Raw genomic sequence first — 17,788 nt, 5'->3', positions numbered from 1 at the left:
CTTTCGCGCCAGCGACGGGCGCGAACCCGGTCAATCGACGGCGCGTGCGCGGGTTGCTCCGCACCCGGGAGAAGTCGATATGGTGCGCCCGCGATGGGAAGGCATTCTTTAACCACGACGCGGCGGTGGCCGCGGTTGACCCTGGTCGCGGGCGTTGTCTCGGCTGCGACGCTGTTTGTTGTCGGTGCGGACAGCTACCCGCACATCACCGAGGCAGCCCCGTGCTGCGATGTCGCGCCGGCACCGCCGCCGGCCCCGCAGCCCCCGGTCCAGCTGATGGCGGCCCAGCCGCCGCCCCCGCCACCTCCACCGCCCCCGCTGCCGCACGGCGTGGCCGAGGAGGACGGGCTGCAGGTCGACACGATCCGCGTCGCCCGCGCGGTGAGCGCCGAGTTCCCCGAGATCCTCGACATCGGCGGCGTCCGGCAAGACGCGTTGAAATGGCATCCGCACGGACTGGCCATCGACGTGATGATCCCGAACGCCCGCTCCGAGGAGGGAAAGGCGCTCGGCGACCGCGTCCTGGACTATGTGCTGGCGAACGCGGAGCGCTTCGGCCTCAATCACGCGATCTGGCGGCAGACCATCTACCGGCCCGGCGGCTCGAAGAGAACGATGGCGAACCGCGGTTCGGACACCGCCAATCACTACGACCACGTGCACATCGCGACGGCCGGCGGCGGCTATCCGCAAGAGGGCCAGATCTACCTGCGCTGATTGACGACGTTCGCCAACGCCTCGCCGCGTGACAACCGGCGGATGTTGGCGGCGATGTCGTCGGCGCGGCCCTCGAAGGTGTCGCGCGTGATTCCTGACGAATGCGGCGTCATCAGCAGGTTCGGCAACTCCCCGAACGGCAACTCACTCGGCGCGGACTGTCCGCCGCCGGACGGATAGCGGTACCACACGTCGATCGCCGCCGCTCGAATCACCCTGCCCCGCAACGCGTCATACAGCGCCTGCTCCTGGACAAGCGGTCCACGGCCGACGTTGATCAGCACGCCGTCCGCTCCCAATGATCGCAGCTGCTCGGCACCGATCATGCCTGCCGTCTGCGAGTTCAGTGGCGCCGACACCACCGCGACATCGCACTCGTCCAGCAACCGATCCAACTCGCCGGTGTCGCCGGCCCAGTGCAATCCACACTCCGGCACCTGTCCGGAGCCGGTGACCGCGACGCCGCTGCAGCCGAACGCGCGGAACAGCTGCCAGGTCTGCTGTCCGATGTGCCCGAATCCGATGAACCCGATGCGCGCGTCACCCAGTGTCGGCAGCTGCGGGATCGACACGTCGTACACCGAGGTCGCCCACCGGCCGTCGCGCAGCGCCCGGTCCTGCGCCAGGAAGTCGCGCCGCAGCAGCACCGCCGCGGACACGATGTACTCGGCGATCGACCGCTCGTGGTGAAACGTGTTCGCCACCAGCACCTCCGGCGGCACCGCGGTGAAGTCGATCTTGTCGGTGCCCGCCCCCGCGACGTGGATGAGCCGCAGCTTCTCGGCCGTCGCGGCCATTTCCGCGGTGAACCGGCTCCCGACGTAGACCGTCGCGTCACGCAATTCCTCCGAAGGCGCCCCGGCCGGGAACCAGGCGACAGCGCAGCCGTCCGGCAGGCCTGCCTCCAGTCGCTCCCGGTGCGGCACCAGGTTCGCGTCGGCGATCAGTACCTTCATCGCTGCAGCGCCGGACGCTTGCTGTCGAACGTCCACCCCGGGATCAGGTACTGCATGGCGGCCGCGTCGTCGCGGGACCCGAGGCCCTCACGCAGATACAGCTCGTGCGCGGCGGCCACCCGCTCCGAATCGAGTTCGACACCCAGCCCCGGCACCGGCGGGACGGTCAGATAACCGTCGACGATCGCGTACGGCTCCTTGGTGATTCGCTGTCCGTCCTGCCAGATCCAGTGCGTATCGATCGCGGTGATGTTCCCAGGTGCGGCGGCGGCGACGTGGGTGAACATCGCCAGCGACACGTCGAAGTGGTTGTTGGAGTGCGATCCCCACGTCAGCCCCCACGCGTCGCACAGCTGCGCGACGCGTACCGAGCCGGCCATCGTCCAGAAGTGCGGGTCGGCGAGGGGGATGTCGACGGCGTTGGCGCGGATGGCGTGGCCGAGTTCGCGCCAGTCGGTGCCGATCATGTTCGTCGCGGTCGGCAGCCCGGTGGCGCGCTTGAACTCGGCCATCACCTCGCGGCCGGAGAACCCGCGCTCGGGTCCGACCGGGTCTTCGGCGTAGGCGAGCACGTCGCGGAGCTCACGGCAGGTCGTGATCGCGTCCGCTAACAGCCATCCGCCGTTGGGGTCCAGCGTGATTCGCGCGTCGGGGAACCGGTCGGCCAGCGCGATGACGGCCTTGGCCTCCTCGGCGGCGGGCAGCACACCGCCCTTGAGTTTGAAGTCGTGGAAGCCGTAACGGTCCCGCGCCGCCTCGGCCAACCGCACGACAGCCTCGGGGGTCAGTGCCTCCAAGTGGCGGACGCGCAACCAGTCGTCGGCGTCGGGCGCCTCGTCGTCGGGGGAGCGGTAGGCGAGGTCGGTGCGGGTGCGGTCGCCGACGAAGAACAGATAGCCCAGCGCCTGCACCCGCGACCGCTGCTGCCCGTCGCCGAGCAGTGCCGCGACCGGCACCCCGAGGTGCTGGCCGAGCAGGTCCAGCAGCGCCGACTCGACGGCGGTCACCGCGTGCACGGCGATCCGCAGGTCGAAGGTCTGCGCGCCCCGCCCGCCGGCGTCGCGGTCACCGAACGCGCGGCGCATGTCGTTGAGCACGGCGTGGTGCTCGCCGATGCTGCGGCCGGTGACGATCGCGCGGGCGTCCTCCAGCGTGCGGCGGATCGGCTCGCCGCCGGGCACCTCGCCGACGCCGGTGTTGCCGTCACTGTCGGTGAGTACGACCAGGTTTCGGGTGAAGTACGGGCCGTGCGCGCCGCTGAGGTTGAGCAGCATGCTGTCGTGCCCGGCGATCGGGATGACCGTCATGTCGCGGATGGTCGGGGTGCTCATGTCAATCTCCTGACACTCGGGAGGAGGTGAACCACCGGTCGCCGTTGGCCAGCGGGCGCACGACGCGCGACACCTTGTCGCCCATCGCGCACAGGGCGTCGACGATCTCGCGTTCCCGTTGCGGGGTGAGCCGGTCCAGCGGCACCGACGCGCTGATCGCGTCCTGGGCCGGCGTGCAGTAGCGCAGCGTGACCGCGAAACAGCGCAACCCGACGGTGTTCTCGCCGTCCTCGCACGCGTAGCCGCGGACGCGGGCCTCATCGAGCTGGGCATCCAGCGCGCGACGGTCGGCGACGGTGTGGACCGTCAACGGCCGCAGCGCCGACGGGATGTGCGCGTCGCGTTCGCCGCCGAACCGCTCGGCGAGCAGCGCCTTGCCCAGCGCGGTCGCGTAGGCGGGCAGCCGGCGACCGACCCGGCTGGCGGTGCGGGTGTACTGCTTGGACTCGCGCGTCGCCAGGTACACGATGTCGGTGCCGTCGAGGCGACCGAGGTGGAAGGTCTCGTCGAGGTCGTTGCGCAGATCGTCGAGGAACGGCGTGATCATCGGCAGGTACGGGTCGCTGTCGAGATAGCTGGTGCCGACCAGCAGCGCCCGAATCCCGATGGCGTACAACGTGCCCGACAGATCGCAGCGCACCCAGCCCTGCGCGACGAGCGTGCGCAACAGGGCGTGCGCGCTGCTGCGCGGCATGTCGAGCGCCTCGCTGACCTCGCGAAGCCGCACCGGCTCGTCCTGGCGGGCGGCGAGGAACTCCAGCAGTTCCACGGTCCGCACCGCCGACTTGACCTTGCGTACGGCGAGATCCGGTTGTTCGGACACCTCAGCCCCCCATCTGCAGAAGTTCACGCCCGATCAGCAGCACCGCGCCGAGCGCCGACACCACGATCGCCACCCAGCGCAACCGGTTCGGGTCCAGCACCCGGTTCAGCCCCCGCGACACCACGTAACCGGCCAGCGCGGCGGGCACGAACACCGCGAACATCACCAGCGTGTGACCGGTGACTGCGCCGGTGGCCGCCAGCGCCGCGATCGACAGCAGCGACCCGACGAGAAAGAACCCGCTCATCGTGCCGCGCAGCCGGGCGCCCTCGTTGCGCTGCCATACCAACGCCATCGGCGGGCCGCCGATCGCGGTCGCGGTGCCCAGCACCCCCGAGGCCGCGCCCGCCAGCACGACGTTGCGCCGCCGCGCAGCCGGAATCCAGCCGAAGCTCGTCATCGCGACACCGGCCAGCACGACGCCGGCGAGCATGATCGCCAGACCGCGTGCGGGCAGCACCAGCAGCAGCAGCGCCCCGGCGATGGTGCCGGGCACCCGGCCGAGCAGCGCCCAGCCGGTGCCGTGCAGGTCGATCGACTCGCGTTCGCGCACCACGACCAACAGCGTCACCAACGTCGCGATCATGATCAGCGTGCCCGGAATGAGGCCCGGGTCGACGAGCGCGATGATCGGCGCGGACAACAGCCCGATGCCGAAACCGATCGACGCCTGCAGCGCAGACGCCAACAGAATGGTCGCGGCGACAATGACATATCCCGTAATGCTCATGCTGTGGCCAGCATGCCCTCCGACAGCAGCGGGTGGTGGCACTCGGCGGCGTGTCCGTCGACCTCGGGGTCCACGGCGGTGGGCGGCGCGGCCGTGGCGCACACCTCGGTGGCCTTCCAGCAGCGGGTACGGAACCGGCAGCCCGACGGCGGGTTCAGCGGCGACGGCACCTCGCCCTTGAGCAGGATCCGCTCCTGGCGCAGCGCGCTGTCGAGCTTCGGCGCGGCCGACATCAGCGCAGCGGTGTACGGGTGGTTGGGCCGGTCGAAAACCGCTTCGGTGGGGCCGTTTTCGATGATGCGGCCGAGGTACATCACCGCGACGCGGTCGGCGACGTGACGCACCACCGACAGGTCGTGGCTGATGAAGATGTAGGCGATCCCGAGTTGGCGTTGCAGGTCGTTGAGCAGGTTGAGCACCTGCGCCTGCACCGACAGGTCCAGCGCGGACACCGGCTCGTCGCAGATGATCACATCGGGGTCGAGCGCGAGCGCCCGTGCGATGCCGATGCGTTGCCGCTGGCCGCCGGAGAACTCCTGCGGATACTTGTCGGCGGCCTTGGCGCCGAGCCCGACGAGGTCGAGTAGCCCGCGCACCCGCATGTCGCGGTCCTTGCGGCTGGCATAGAGGCCCTTGTGGCTGCGCCACGGCTCGGCGATGATGTCGCCGGCCGACATCCGCGAGTTCAGCGACGCGTACGGGTCCTGGAACACCATCTGCACGCGGCGCCGGAACTTCAGCAGCTCCTTGCCGCGCAGCGTGTAGGGGTCGATCCCGTCGAAGCGCACGGTCCCTGAGTCCGGGCGTTCCAGCATCATCAATGTCCGTGCCAGCGTGGACTTTCCGCAGCCGGACTCGCCGACCAGACCGAGCGTCTCGCCGCGCTGCAGATCCAGGGTGATGCCGTCCAGCGCGCACAGCTTGTTCTTGCTGCCCGGCACGCGGAACGACTTGCGCAGGTCGCGGACCTCGAGCAGTTGCTCAGACATTCACTACCTCCTCGGGGAAGTGGCAGGCTGCCGCGCGGCCGGGCGTCACGGTGGTGAGCGTCGGCCGCGTCGTCGCGCAGATCTCCCGCGCCAGCGGGCAGCGGTCCTGGTACACGCAACCGTCGGGGATCGCGTGCAGGTCCGGCGGCGCACCGCCGATCGACTTGAGCTCGTCGCCGCGGTGCGCGGTCACCGGCACCGAGTTCAGCAGCCCCTTGGTGTAGGGATGCCGGGGGTTGGCGAAAACCGCGGACACCGGGCCGGTTTCGACGATGTTGCCCGCATACATCACCGCGACGCGGTCGGCCTCCTCGGCGACCAGAGCGAGGTCGTGGGTGATCAGCACGACGGCCATGTCGTATTCGGTGCGCAGGTCGCGCAGCAGCGCCATGATCTGCGCCTGAACCGTGACGTCGAGCGCGGTGGTCGGTTCGTCGGCGATCAGCACGCTGGGGTTGAGCGCGACGGCCATCGCGATGAGCAGGCGTTGCCGCATGCCGCCGGAGAACTGGTGCGGGTAGGCGCCCAGCCGCGACTCGGGCTGCGGGATGCCGACGCGGGCCATCAGTTCGACGGCTTTGCGTTTGGCGTCCTTGGCGTTCATGCCGTGGTGGATGCGGAACGGTTCGGCGAGTTGGGTGCCGACGGTGTAGAGCGGGTTGAGCGCGGTGAGCGCGTCCTGGAAGACGATGGCGAGTTCGGTGCCGGCCATCGCGCGGCGCTTCTTGTCGTCGACGCGGAACAGGTCGACGTCCCCGAGTGTGGCCGAGCCCTCGACGACGTCGGCGACCGGTTCGAGCAGGCCGACGAGCGCGGTGGCGGTCATCGACTTGCCGCAGCCGGATTCGCCGAGCAGCGCGAGGGTTTCGCCGCGCCGCGCCTGGAAGCTGACGTCGTTGACGGCGCGCACGGTGCCGCTGATGGTGCGGATCTCCACGCTCATACCGGCGACGTCGAGCACCGGCGGGGCTTCTACGACTGTAGTCATCACAGCGCCTTTCCGGTCTTGGTGAATTTGGCCAACCGCTTCTGCGGAACGGTCAGCCGCCACCGCTGGGCGGGATCGGTGGCGATGCGGGCCCAGGCCGCCAGGATCGTCGCCGCGACGGTGGTGATGACGATGGCCAGGCCGGGGAAGAACGACAACCACCACGCGGTGTGCAGGTAGGTGCGGCCCTGGGCGACCATCAGGCCCCAGCTGACGTCGGGCGGCTGGATGCCGATGCCCAGGAAGCTCAGCGAGCTCTCGGCGAGCATCACGTAGCAGAAGTCGAGCGTCGCGACGGTCAGCAGGGTGGGCAGCACGATCGGCACCACGTGGCGCCAGATGATCGACTGCGCCGACGCGCCGAACGTGCGGGCGGCGTCGACGAACAGCCGGCTCTGCAGCTCGGCGGACTCGGCGCGGGCGGTGCGCAGGTACACCGGGATGCGGGTGATCGCCAGCACCAGAACGATGTTCGCGGCGCTGGGGGAGAACACGTAGAGCACGACGACCGCGAGCAGCAGCGACGGGAAGCTCATGATGACGTCGGCGACGCGCATGGCCAGCGTCTCGCGCCAGCCGCGGTGATAGCCGGCCCACATGCCGATCGCCGACCCGACGACCGCCGAGATCACCACCGCGGGGATGGCGACCGACAGCGTGGTCTGGCACGCGACGACGAGGCGGGCCAGCATGCTGCGGCCCAGCGGGTCGGTGCCCAGGATGTTGGCCCAGCCGTGGGACAGCGTGAACGGCGCCTGGTTGGAGTTGTCGAGGTCGATGCGGGTCGCCAGGTCGCCCATCAGCAGCGGCCCGAAAAAGGCGGTGAGGAAGACGAATCCGAGCACGACGGCGGCTGCGGTGGCGACGCGGTCGTTGACGAGCAGTCGGAACCACTTGCTCGTGGCTCGCTGCTTGGTGGGTTCGCCGACGATCGCGGTGGTCGGCTTGACGGGGATCTGGTCGATCTGGGTGCTCATTGCGGTGTCTCCCTCAGGCCATGACCGGTTCGCGGACGCGGGCGTCGAGCAGGGCGTAGCAGGCGTCGATGATGATGTTGAGCAGGAAGATGCTCACGGCGGTGAGCAGCACCGCGGCCTGCAGGACGGCGAAGTCGCGCTGCAGGATCGCGTCGATCATCAGCTTGCCGATGCCGGGCCACCCGAAGATGGCCTCGACGACGACCGCGCCGTTGATCAGGCCGACCGCCAGGTCGCCGGCGACGGTCAGCGCGGGCGCGGCGGCGTTGCGCAGCGCGTGGTGGCTGACGACGCGGAAGTCGCCGGCGCCCTTGCTCCGCGCGAGCCGCACATACGGCGCGGACAGCGCGGACACCATGGCGCCGCGCACCACCTGGGTGAGCACGCCGAGCGGGCGGATCATCAGCGTGGCGATCGGCAGGATCCACGACAGCACGCCGTTGTCGACGCCGGAGGTGGGCAGCACCCCGAGCAGCACGGCGAACAGCCACACACCGGTGATGGCGAACCAGAAGTCGGGGATGGACGCCGCGGTCATCGACAGCAGGCTGGAGAACCGGTCGGCCAGCGAGTTGGGCCGGTAGGCGGCCCAGCAGCCGATCACGACGGCGGCGACGATCGCGAAAAGCATTGTGGTCAGCGCGAGTTGCAGCGTGGCGGGAAACGCTCTGAGCGCCATCGACGAGGCGGACTCGCCGGTGCGCAGCGAGGTGCCGAAGTCGAGGTGCAGCACGCCGGAGAAGTAGTCGGCGAGCTGGGTCCACAGCGGGTCGTTGAACCCGTTGGCGGCGGCGAAGGCCTCGCGCTGTTCGGGGGTGGCGGACTCGGGCAGGTAGAGGTTGGTGGGGTCGCCGGTGAGGCGGGCGAGCAGGAACACGCCGAGCAGCACGACGATCAACGGCAGTGCGCTGGTGTACATCCGGCGCCGGACGAACGAGAACATGGGCGGGGCCTTCCTACTGCGCGACCGTCGGGGTGGCGCCGCCGCCGGCGGGGGTCATCTCGGAGAGCCGCATCTCGTCGCCGGTGGCGGAGTTGGGCGTGTAATCGACGCGCGGCGACTTGCCGAGGATGCCTTTCATGTGCGCAATGTAGGCCATCTGCTGGATCTCCTGCGGCTCGTCGGCGAAGAGCTGAGCGAACGCGTCCTGGCGCTGCCGGCCGGTGAGTTCCTCGGCGGCGCGGATCTTGGCGTCGAATTCCGGTGTGCCGTAGGCGGCTTGGGGGCCGTCGGAGAGCATGTACTGATCCATCGTGAACGCGGCGTCACCGGCCTGGTTGCCGTGCATGATCATCAGCAGGTACGGACCGGTGTTGTCCGGGAACGGCCGCAGCTGGTACTCGAGTTGGTTGGAGGTGTCCATCATCTCGATCTTGACGTTGAGGCCGATCTCGGTGAACTCGCTCTGCAGCACCTCGATGGTCTCGCTGATCTTCGGGAACTGGGCGGTGCGCCCGATCAGGCGGATCTGCCGGTCGACCGGGACACCGTCGGCCTTGGCCTCGGCGACGAGCTGCTTGGCCTTGTCGGTGTCGTGCGGCCACAGCGGCAGGTCGGCGTTGTAGCCGACGACGCCGGACGGGATCAGTTGCGACGCAGGGTCACCGAGGCCACGGAACAGCGCCTTGACGATGCCCTCGCGGTTGACGGCGTAGTTGATGGCCTGGCGCACGCGCAGATCGTCGAGCGGGGGCTCGGTGGCCTGCATGCGCAGCGCGGTGGTCTCGTTGTTCTGGAACGGGACACCGAGCTCCTCGGCGCCGTCCTCGGGCCCGAGGCTGACGGCGATGTCGGTCTCGTCGTTGGTGATCATCGCCGCGCGCACGCTGCCCTCGCTGCGCCACTGGTATTCGGCCTTGGCGAAGGCGGGCTTGTCGCCCCAGTAGGTGGCGTTGCGGGCCAGCCGCAGCTTCTGGCCGTACTCCCAGTCCTCGATCGCATACGGGCCGGTGCCGACGGGCTCGCGGACCTTCTCGGTCATCGACGTGCCGGTGGGAACGATTTCGACGAACGAGATGCGCAGCGGCAGAATCGGGTCCGGGGTCTGCGTGCCGACGATGAGGGTGGTGTCGTCGGGGGTCTGCAGCTCGAGCTTCTCGTCGCCGAAGACGTAGCCGTCGACGTTGCAGTTGAGGTCGGAGTTGACGGCGCGGTCGATGGAGTAGGCGGCGTCTTTCGCGGTGAACGGGACACCGTTCGAGAACGTGACGCCGTCGCGAACCGTGAACTGCCACTGGTTGGGGGAGGTCTGGCGCCATTCGGTGGCGAGCAGCGGTTGCAGGTCGCCGGAGTTGGGGTCGCGCTCGATGAGCGGTTCGGTGATGTTGGAGCGCACGACGATGCCGGTCGACGTCAGCGAGCTCTCGCAGGGCTCGAGGGTCGGCGGCTCCTGAGCCAGGACGATGCGCAGGGTGTCGGGGTCGTAGCCGCCGTGGCCGGAGTTGGCGACCGTGCAGCCGCTGGCGACGACGGAGCCGGCGAGGACGAGGGCCAGCGCTGCGTGGCGCCGCGTCGGGCGTGGGCTCATGGATCCTCCCGGGCTGTGGAGTGACGTCCACGTATGTGGATGCCACGTGTGATCGCAGCCACACGGTAAGGACGCCGTTTCCGGGGCGTCAACCCGGGTCAGGTGGGCGGATTGCGTGCTTTTGGCACGGTCGTGCGGGTGTTTTGATCAGCTAGAAAGTGGGGCTGAGCAGTGCCGATCATGTGTTGGCGGGCCCACCGATACCGTGGCGCGGGCGTTGAATGGCTAGTTATGCCGGTTGGATATAAGTCCATGCCAATTGGATGTTGGACGGGTATTCGCAGGTCGCCGTAGCGTGGGCAGCACTATGAGTGCTCGACAGGTGTTGCAGGTCGGTCCGTTGAAGCCGTCGTTGGCGCAGACGCTGAAGGACACGTACGACGCGTTCGTGCTGCCGGACGGTGAGGAGCGCTCGGCGTTCCTCACCGAGCATGGGCCGGAGATCCGCGCGGTGGTGACGTCGGGGCGCACGGGGGTCGACGCGGCGTTGATGGCGGCGCTGCCGAACCTGGGCGCGGTGGTGAACTTCGGGGTCGGGTACGACACGACCGATGTCGATGAGGCAGCGCGGCGCGGCGTGGTGGTGAGCAATACGCCGGATGTGTTGACCGACTGCGTAGCGGATACCGCGGTCGGGTTGATGATCGACACGATGCGGCAGTTCGCGGCGGCGGACCGGTACGTGCGTGCGGGCCAGTGGTCGGCGTCGGGGAACTTCCCGTTGACGCGGCAGGTGAGCAATCGGCGGGTGGGGATCATCGGGCTGGGTCGGATTGGCTCGGCGATTGCGAAGCGGCTGAGCGCTTTTGGCTGCACGATCGCGTATCACAACCGCCGACGGGTTGAGGGCTCGCCGTATACGTATTACGGGTCGCCGGTGGAGTTGGCGGCGGTGGAGGTGTTGATCGTGGCGGCAGCCGGGGGCGCGGCGACGGCGAAGCTGGTGAACCGAGAGGTGCTCGAGGCGCTGGGGCCGGACGGCTATCTGGTGAACATCGCGCGGGGGAGCGTGGTGGACGAGGAGGCGTTGGTGGCGGCGCTGCGCGACGGCCGCCTGGCGGGTGCGGGGCTCGACGTGTTCGCGGACGAGCCGAACGTGCCGGCCGAGTTGCTGGCGATGGACAACGTGGTGGTGCTGCCGCACGTCGGCAGCGGGACGGTCGAGACGCGCGCGGCGATGGAGGAACTGACGCTGCGAAACCTCGAAAGTTACTTGGCGACGGGCGCTTTGGTGACGCCGGTGCCGACGCATGCGATCGCTAGACGCTGACCGATGCACTTGAAACAGCCGGCGCCGGCGGAAACGCGGCTCCGCCGCTGATCGCGTCGCGGTAGGCGTGCACCCGTCCTGGAATGGTCGCCAGGACGGCGGTCGTGCGGCCGCCACGCCCGTATGCGGCGACGAACTCCCAGCCTGCGACATCTCCTTCGACGACTTCGACTGCATCGTAATCAATTGGCACGCCCAGCATCTGAAGTTTCACCTCGTACTGGTCGGACCAGAAATAGGGCACTTCGTCATAGGCAGCGGCGTTTCCGGGGCCGGCCAGCAGCGTGCGTGCCGCCGCTTCACCCTGGCTCGCTGCGTGGTCCCAGTGCTCGATCCGCAGGTGACGCTCGTACAGGGGATGCCACCACGTTGCGACATCACCTGCGGCGACAATGCCCTCGGCGCCTTCGGCCGCCCCGGTGGCGTCGCACAGCACGCCGTCGTCGGTACGCAATCCCGAACCACGCAGCCAGTCAGTCGCCGGGGTCACGCCAAGCCCGATCACGACGAGATCGGCCGCGAGGTGGGTGCCATCGGTCAGGCGCACCCCCGCCACGTGCCGGCCACCGATGAAGGAGTCGACTCCGACACCGACCCTGACATCGACACCGTGTTCGCGGTGCAGATCCGCCCACCGCGGCGCCAGTTCCTCACCGAGCACGGAAAGCAGCGGGCTGGACGCCCTCTGGACGAGGGCGACGTCGAGGCCGCGCGACCGGCAGCTGGCGGCGACTTCGGCGCCGATGAACCCGCCGCCGACGACCACGACGCGAGGGCGCGCAGCGAGGCGGTCCCGGATGGCGAGGCAGTCGTCGACCGTGCGCAGCATCATCACACCGTCGGGCACTGGGCCTCCCGGCCATTCGCGAGCCGATGCGCCGGTGGCGATCACCAGCCCATCAAACCGCAGCGACAGATCTCGGCCGTCGTCTCGGAGATGGACGGTGCGTGCCGTCGCGTCCAAACTGACGGCGGACGCGCTGCGCCACACTCGGGCGTCGAGGTCGAACTGTGGCGCAATGTCGACGCCGGCCCGATGCACCTCGCCGGTCAGGAGCTTCTTCGACAGCGGCGGCCGATGATACGGCGCATGGCGTTCGTCTCCGACGATCGTCAGCTCACCGTCGAAGCCTTCCTGCCGCAGGGTCTCGGCTGCCCTGATTCCGGCGATGCCGGCCCCGACCACGAGCACTTCCCGTAATTCACGAGTTGCCGGCATGCGTCAGTCCTTGATCGTGATGGCCTGGGTCGGGCAGGACACCTCGGCACCTATCAGTTGCTCGCGCAGTTCCTCGCGGGGCGCGTCGTCAAGCACGTGCAGGCCGTCCTCGCGGACATCGAACACCTCGTGGCAGATGCTCATGCAGACGCCGTTGCCGTCACAAGTATCAAGATCGACCGCCACCTTCATCGCGCCTCAGCCCTTTCCGCCGCTGCCTGTGTATCCGTCATTCCCGCGGTCATCGGGGACCCGCCACGCTTGCCGTGGGCAGCGGCGCGCTCGCGGGCGTCGCGGGCCGCGGGCGAGAACTCCAGGTAGTCGATCGCCATCTGGGTGTTCGCTTCCTCGCTCGGGTGGTGGCTCGGTCGCATGTACCGCAGCGGCACCGTCACGAGGAAATTCCACGGGCCGGGCAGCTTGTACTCGCGGGCCGCGCGGCGCCACTCGGCGAAGCTCCATTTCTGGTCGATGGTCGGGTCGTTGGCCATCAGGTAGCGCGCCCCGGCGATCCACCAGCCGACGAACAGCGGCGCGGTCATCAGCATGGAGAACGCCCGGATGAAGTAGTTCCCGCAGACGTGCTGGTAGACGTCGAACACCAACGAGCGGTGCTCGACCTCCTCGGCGCCGTGCCAGCGCAGAAGATCGAGCATGGCGGGGTCGGTGCGGGCGTAGTCCAGCCCGCGGTTCTGCAGCACCCACTGTCCGAGTACCGCGGTGAAGTGCTCCAATGCGGCGACGTCGGCCAGTCGACGGTAGAGCCACCACCGCTTCAGCGGCGGCGGAAAAAATCTCGGCGGATCGCCCAGCGTTTTGGACAGCGTTCTGCCGAGGCGGTCGGTGTACGGCCTGGTGTCGATGCCCTGCTCGGCCAGGTGATCAAGTACCACCTGGTGCGCCCACGCGTGCCAGGACTCCTGCTGGATGAACGGCTTGATCGCCGACTCCAACTCCGGGTCGTCGACCAGTGACGACGCCTCGAGGACCGCTTTGATGAAGTGGCGTTCTCCCTCGGGCAGAAGCAGATGGAGCACGTTCATCATGTGGGTGGCGAATGGATCGCCGGGGACCCAGTGGATCGGCGTCTGTGACCAGTCGAAACGCACCATGCGCCGATACTTCGGGTAGCCGTCGTGGTGGAGTGCGACCTCTGGCATCGAAAACCTCCGCCTGCTCGTCGGTTCCTTCTTCGTTGAAGGGCCGGTCGACGCGATGACGGGACCGCGCGGCAACCGTCCATCTCGCGCGTACCCAATGGCATCGGCCGTTATGCGTACCTGCGGTACCGCGTTGCTGTGAATCCGCTGGGCACCGGCGCGCACAGTGCGAGGCTTGACCACGCAGGCGAAATAGCAGTCCTGATCGCTGACGGTGCTGAATCACGACCCTGGCTTCTCAGTCGGGATCAGCTCACATCTTCGACCAGATCGTCGGTCGTCCACTCCCGCTGCGGCAGAACGTCTTTGATCAGGCGTAGCAGCGCCGGGTTCGTGCTGTCGGAACGCCAGACCGCGTCGAGCTCCACCGGCCGCTCCCGGAACGCGCCGATCGAGCGGAACACCACACCGTCGGGATGCAGCGTCGCCGCCGAGGCGGGCACCAGCGCGATGCCGATGCCCGTGCGCACCAGCACCAGCATCGTGTGCACCTGCGTCACGTACTGCACATAGCGCGGTGTCGCGCCGGCGATCGTGAACGTACTGATCAACAGATCGTTGAAGTAGCGCGCCTGGATCGGCGAGTACATGATCATGTCCTCACCGTCGAGGTCGTTCAGCGTCAGCTGCCGCTCCAACCCCGCCAGCGCATGCCCCTCGGGGATCGCTGCGATGAGCTGTTCGTGCAGCAGCGGCCGCGACACCAACCCCGGGCGTCGCACCGGCGGCCGCGCCATGCCCAGGTCGATCTCGCCGGACAGCAGCCCGTCGAGCTGAACCGACGTGACCATCTCACGCAGTTCGAGTTTGACATCGGGCAGCTTCTCCCGAGCAGCGCTCAGCAACCGCGGCAACACGACATGCGCCGACGCCGCAGTGAACCCGATGACGACGGTGCCGAGATCACCTTCCGGGATGCGCTTGACGGTCTGCGCGGCGCCCTCGGCGAGCTGCAGGATGCGGCGGGCGTCGGGCAGGAACGCCACACCCGCCGGCGTCAACGTGACCGTCCGGGTGGTGCGGTCGATCAGCTGCACGCCCAGCTCGTGCTCGAGCTGCTGGATCTGCCGGCTCAGCGGCGGCTGCGTCATGTGCAGGCGTTCGGCGGCGCGGCCGAAGTGCAGTTCCTCGGCGACGGCGACGAAGCACGCCAACCGCGCTAACGAAAACACCGATGCACTCCTCGAATCACTGCGCGCCGTCGCTGCGGCGATTGAGCATCAGTCTAGGCGCGTTCGCCGATCAGATCGTGCGCTGTGCGACGAAGTCGGCGAGCTGCTGGAGATCGAGGGCACTGCCCGCGAACGCGTCATGCAACCTGATGTCACCGACGGTGTCCCAGATTGCGAGCCTGCACAGCCGAAGGGCGCTCGAGTGCATTGCCGCGATGTCCTTGACCGCGTCGTACAGGGCGCGTTGCTTCCATCGAGGAGACCCCGACCCGGCCAGCACGCCGGGTGCACTCGGCGTTCCGACCATCGACTCACAGGACGTCGTGGTCCACCGCTTACCCCACTTGCCTGCAGCGAGGCACTCCTGCTCGTAGTCACCGCAATAGTCGAGATAGGCGTCACGCCAGGGCAACACGGTCGCCCATGGGAAACCGAGTGTTTGCGCCCGGTAGCGGTTGAAGTGCAACTCCTCGTCGAGCTCCACCACGAGGCCATCAGCGAAGACGAGGTCCCATGCTCCGGGCCGCAACGCCGGCATCGGCGCCCGGCCGCCCAGCGCCTCGAACACTTCGGACACTTGCTGGTAGGCGTCATTGGGCAGCACGTCGGGGCGCGGGGCCGCCGGAGCCACGGCCACCGGGCGGAAGCCGGCTCGGGTCATGAGGCTCTGCAGCGCCGCCGCGCGCGCACCCGTGCGGACCACGACATCAGTGTGGCAGTTACCAGCGCGGGCTGAGCAGCCGGTAGTTCGGGTCGACGCGCTGCATGTAACCGGTGTCGTCGCGGTCGCGGATGCCGCAGTGGATGTACTGCTCGTGCAGCGCGGCCAGCGCGTCGTCATCGATCTCCACACCGAGGCCCGGGGTGGTCGGCACCTTCACTGAGCCGTCGACGAAGTTCAGCACTCCAGGCTTGATGACGTCTTCGGTCTTCCACGGCCAGTGGGTGTCACAGGCGTAGGTGAGGTTCGGGGTGGCCGCGGCCAGGTGCACCATCGCGGCCAGGCTGATGCCCAGGTGCGAGTTGGAGTGCATCGACAACCCGAGTCCGAACGTCTCGCAGATCCCGGCGAGCAGCCGCGAGCGTTGCAATCCGCCCCAGTAGTGGTGATCTGACAGCACCACGCGCACCGCGTCTTTCGCGACCGCCGGCTTCAGCTGGTCGAACGCGACGACGCACATGTTCGTCGCCAGCGGCATCGGCGCCTGCGCAGCGACTTCGGCCATCCCGTCGAGGCCCGGCGTCGGGTCCTCGAGATACTCGAGGATGCCCGCCAGCCCCGACGCGACCTTGACCGCGGTCTGCGGGGTCCACGCGGCGTTGGGGTCGATGCGCAGCGGGTGGTTCGGGAACGCCGTGTGCAGCGCCTCGATCGCCGCCATCTCCTCCTCGGGAGGAAAGACACCGCCCTTGAGTTTAATTGCCGTGAAGCCGTATTCGTCGACGATGCGCTTGGCCTGCGCGACGATGCCGTCCGGGTCGAGCGCCTCGCCGAACACGTCCGGCTCGCGTCCTGGATGCCCGGCCCACTTGTAGAACAGGTACGCGCTGAACGGCACAGCATCGCGCACCGCGCCGCCGAGCAGATCCGACACCGGTCGCCCGGTCGCCTGGCCCTGCACGTCGAGGCAGGCGACCTCGAAGGGGGAAAGCACCTGGTCGACAGCGCTGGCAGTGGTGATCATCCCGGCGGTCCCGACGGCCCGGGTGTCGCCCTGCAGGCGATCGGCGATGGCGGCGCGAATCACGTTGAGCGCGAACACGTCTAGTCCGATGATCGCGTCGGTGGCCGCGTGGAGCCGGGCCAGGTGGGCCTGGTCGGCGTAGGTCTCGCCGAGCCCGACAAGACCGGCGTCGGTGTCGAGCTGGACGATGGCCCGCAACGCGTACGGCTCGTGCACGCCGACAGTGTTGAGCAGCGGCGGATCGGCGAACGCAATCGGGGTGATGCGGGCGCCGGTGATCCGAATGCTGCTCGGCGCCACCGTCAGACCGCCTCGATGAGCGCCTCGGCGAGGACCGCGCGGCCGGCGGCGATGATCGACTGCAGTTCGGTCCGGTCGTCGGAGTTGGGCATCACCAGCGGCGGGCGGACCGGCCCGACTGGGACGCCCTCCATCGCGACGCCGGCCTTGACGAGGGAGACGGCGTATCCCGGGACCGAGTCACGGAGCCGCACCAGCGGATGGAAGAACGCGGCCGACAGCTTGTTCACGAGGTGGTCGTTGCCGGCTTCGAGCGCGTTGTAGAAGGCCAGCGACAGGTCGGGTGCGAAGGCGAAGGTCGCCGACGAGTACAGCGGCACTCCGATGGCGCGGTAGGCCTGCTGGGTGGCCTCGGCGGTGGGCATGCCGTTGAAGAACAGGAAGCCCTTGTCGACGGTGTCGGTGACGGCGCGCACGATGCGGGCGACCTTGTCGAGATCGCCGGTGCCGTCTTTGAATCCGACGACGGTGGGGATCTTGGCGACCTCGACGGCGGAGGCCTCGGTGAAGCGGGCGTTGTTGCGGTTGTAGACGATCAGCGGCAGGTCGGTGACCGCGGCGACCTCGCGGGTGTAGGCGACGAGCCCGGCCTGCGGCATCTCGACGAGGTAGGGCGGCAGAAGCAGCAGGCCGTCGGCGCCGGCCTGTTTGGCGGCCTTGGCGAACAGTTTCGCCTGGGCCAGTGCGCCGCCGGTGCCGGCGTAGACGGGCACCCGGCCCGCGACGACCTCGACGGCGGTGCGCACGACATCACCGAACTCGTGCGGTTCCAGCGCGTGGAATTCGCCTGTGCCGCAGGCGATGAACACGCCGCCCGGTCCGGCGTCGACACCCTTGGCGAGGTGGCGGGCGAGCAGGTCCAGGTCGACCTGGCCGTCCTCGGTGAAGGGGGTGACGGGGAAGAACAGGACACCGTTAAAGGTGGGGTGCATCGGGCGGAGCT

General features: G+C 68.7%; 18 protein-coding genes. 2 read left to right on the top strand and 16 right to left on the bottom strand.

All coding sequences use genetic code 11. The features are described 5' to 3' along the window. Positions 1-93 precede the first annotated feature (93 nt). Positions 94-717, top strand: coding sequence for a VldE C-terminal domain-containing protein (locus tag BLW81_RS29570; protein WP_173839563.1), 624 nt, complete (start codon positions 94-96; stop codon positions 715-717). Here the strand turns inward: BLW81_RS29570 and BLW81_RS01435 are convergent. Genes BLW81_RS01435 through BLW81_RS01395 form a run of 9 tightly spaced genes read right to left on the bottom strand, consistent with a single transcriptional unit; the run spans position 705 to position 10,039 of the window. Continuing rightward, positions 705-1,673, bottom strand: a complete 969-nt coding sequence (locus BLW81_RS01435) for a 2-hydroxyacid dehydrogenase (protein WP_083405646.1) — start codon at positions 1,671-1,673, stop codon at positions 705-707. The genes BLW81_RS29570 and BLW81_RS01435 overlap by 13 nt on opposite strands. Continuing rightward, positions 1,670-3,004, bottom strand: coding sequence for an enolase C-terminal domain-like protein (locus BLW81_RS01430; RefSeq protein WP_083405645.1), 1,335 nt, complete (start codon positions 3,002-3,004; stop codon positions 1,670-1,672). The genes BLW81_RS01435 and BLW81_RS01430 overlap by 4 nt, the downstream gene beginning before the upstream one ends. Before the next feature lies 1 nt (position 3,005). Next, positions 3,006-3,827 (bottom strand): IclR family transcriptional regulator, encoded by an 822-nt coding sequence (locus tag BLW81_RS01425; protein ID WP_083405644.1) that lies wholly within the window; start codon positions 3,825-3,827, stop codon positions 3,006-3,008. A 1-nt stretch (position 3,828) separates the two neighbouring features. Continuing rightward, positions 3,829-4,557 (bottom strand): sulfite exporter TauE/SafE family protein, encoded by a 729-nt coding sequence (locus BLW81_RS01420; RefSeq protein WP_083405643.1) that lies wholly within the window; start codon positions 4,555-4,557, stop codon positions 3,829-3,831. After that, positions 4,554-5,546 carry an ABC transporter ATP-binding protein gene (locus tag BLW81_RS01415; RefSeq protein WP_083405642.1) on the bottom strand — a complete coding sequence of 331 codons (993 nt, stop codon included), beginning with the start codon at positions 5,544-5,546 and terminating at the stop codon, positions 4,554-4,556. The genes BLW81_RS01420 and BLW81_RS01415 overlap by 4 nt, the downstream gene beginning before the upstream one ends. Continuing rightward, complete coding sequence (locus BLW81_RS01410; RefSeq protein ID WP_083405641.1) at positions 5,539-6,534, bottom strand: ABC transporter ATP-binding protein; 996 nt, start codon at positions 6,532-6,534, stop codon at positions 5,539-5,541. Before BLW81_RS01410 ends, BLW81_RS01415 begins: the two co-directional genes overlap by 8 nt. Further along, positions 6,534-7,511 (bottom strand): ABC transporter permease, encoded by a 978-nt coding sequence (locus tag BLW81_RS01405; RefSeq protein WP_083405640.1) that lies wholly within the window; start codon positions 7,509-7,511, stop codon positions 6,534-6,536. Before BLW81_RS01405 ends, BLW81_RS01410 begins: the two co-directional genes overlap by 1 nt. A 13-nt stretch (positions 7,512-7,524) precedes the next feature. Then, the gene (locus tag BLW81_RS01400) at positions 7,525-8,454 is read right to left on the bottom strand and encodes an ABC transporter permease (RefSeq protein ID WP_083405639.1); all 930 of its coding nucleotides are present in this window, start codon (positions 8,452-8,454) and stop codon (positions 7,525-7,527) included. Positions 8,455-8,467: 13 nt separating this feature from the next. After that, on the bottom strand, positions 8,468-10,039 hold the full coding sequence (locus tag BLW81_RS01395) for an ABC transporter substrate-binding protein (RefSeq protein ID WP_083405638.1): 1,572 nt from the start codon (positions 10,037-10,039) through the stop codon (positions 8,468-8,470). 307 nt (positions 10,040-10,346) lie between these two features. Here BLW81_RS01395 and BLW81_RS01390 point away from each other — a divergent pair, with 307 nt between their 5' ends. Then, the gene (locus BLW81_RS01390; RefSeq protein ID WP_083405637.1) at positions 10,347-11,309 is read left to right on the top strand and encodes a 2-hydroxyacid dehydrogenase; all 963 of its coding nucleotides are present in this window, start codon (positions 10,347-10,349) and stop codon (positions 11,307-11,309) included. Here BLW81_RS01390 and BLW81_RS01385 read toward each other — a convergent pair. The 7 genes from BLW81_RS01385 to BLW81_RS01355 all read right to left on the bottom strand — a co-directional run bounded on the left by BLW81_RS01385 (position 11,299) and on the right by BLW81_RS01355 (position 17,777). Then, positions 11,299-12,495 (bottom strand): NAD(P)/FAD-dependent oxidoreductase, encoded by a 1,197-nt coding sequence (locus BLW81_RS01385; RefSeq protein WP_235632144.1) that lies wholly within the window; start codon positions 12,493-12,495, stop codon positions 11,299-11,301. The two genes, BLW81_RS01390 and BLW81_RS01385, sit on opposite strands and share 11 nt — an antisense overlap. A 36-nt stretch (positions 12,496-12,531) precedes the next feature. Beyond that, on the bottom strand, positions 12,532-12,720 hold the full coding sequence (locus tag BLW81_RS01380; RefSeq protein WP_083405635.1) for a ferredoxin: 189 nt from the start codon (positions 12,718-12,720) through the stop codon (positions 12,532-12,534). Continuing rightward, positions 12,717-13,688, bottom strand: a complete 972-nt coding sequence (locus tag BLW81_RS01375) for a metal-dependent hydrolase (RefSeq protein WP_083405634.1) — start codon at positions 13,686-13,688, stop codon at positions 12,717-12,719. Before BLW81_RS01375 ends, BLW81_RS01380 begins: the two co-directional genes overlap by 4 nt. A 248-nt stretch (positions 13,689-13,936) precedes the next feature. After that, a complete protein-coding gene (locus tag BLW81_RS01370; RefSeq protein ID WP_083405633.1) occupies positions 13,937-14,860 on the bottom strand; it encodes a LysR family transcriptional regulator in 924 nt (307 codons plus the stop codon). Between the two features lie 70 nt (positions 14,861-14,930). Next, positions 14,931-15,563 carry a DUF7255 family protein gene (locus BLW81_RS01365; protein ID WP_235632142.1) on the bottom strand — a complete coding sequence of 211 codons (633 nt, stop codon included), beginning with the start codon at positions 15,561-15,563 and terminating at the stop codon, positions 14,931-14,933. 16 nt (positions 15,564-15,579) lie between these two features. Continuing rightward, positions 15,580-16,851 (bottom strand): glucarate dehydratase family protein, encoded by a 1,272-nt coding sequence (locus BLW81_RS01360; protein ID WP_083405632.1) that lies wholly within the window; start codon positions 16,849-16,851, stop codon positions 15,580-15,582. Further along, on the bottom strand, positions 16,848-17,777 hold the full coding sequence (locus tag BLW81_RS01355; protein ID WP_083405631.1) for a 5-dehydro-4-deoxyglucarate dehydratase: 930 nt from the start codon (positions 17,775-17,777) through the stop codon (positions 16,848-16,850). Before BLW81_RS01355 ends, BLW81_RS01360 begins: the two co-directional genes overlap by 4 nt. Positions 17,778-17,788 lie beyond the last annotated feature (11 nt).

It is taken from the genome of Mycolicibacterium rutilum (genome assembly GCF_900108565.1).
GTDB lineage: Bacteria > Actinomycetota > Actinomycetes > Mycobacteriales > Mycobacteriaceae > Mycobacterium > Mycobacterium rutilum.
The sequence above is the reverse complement of the archived record's forward strand: the minus strand, read 5'-3'. Positions and strand labels throughout refer to the sequence as shown.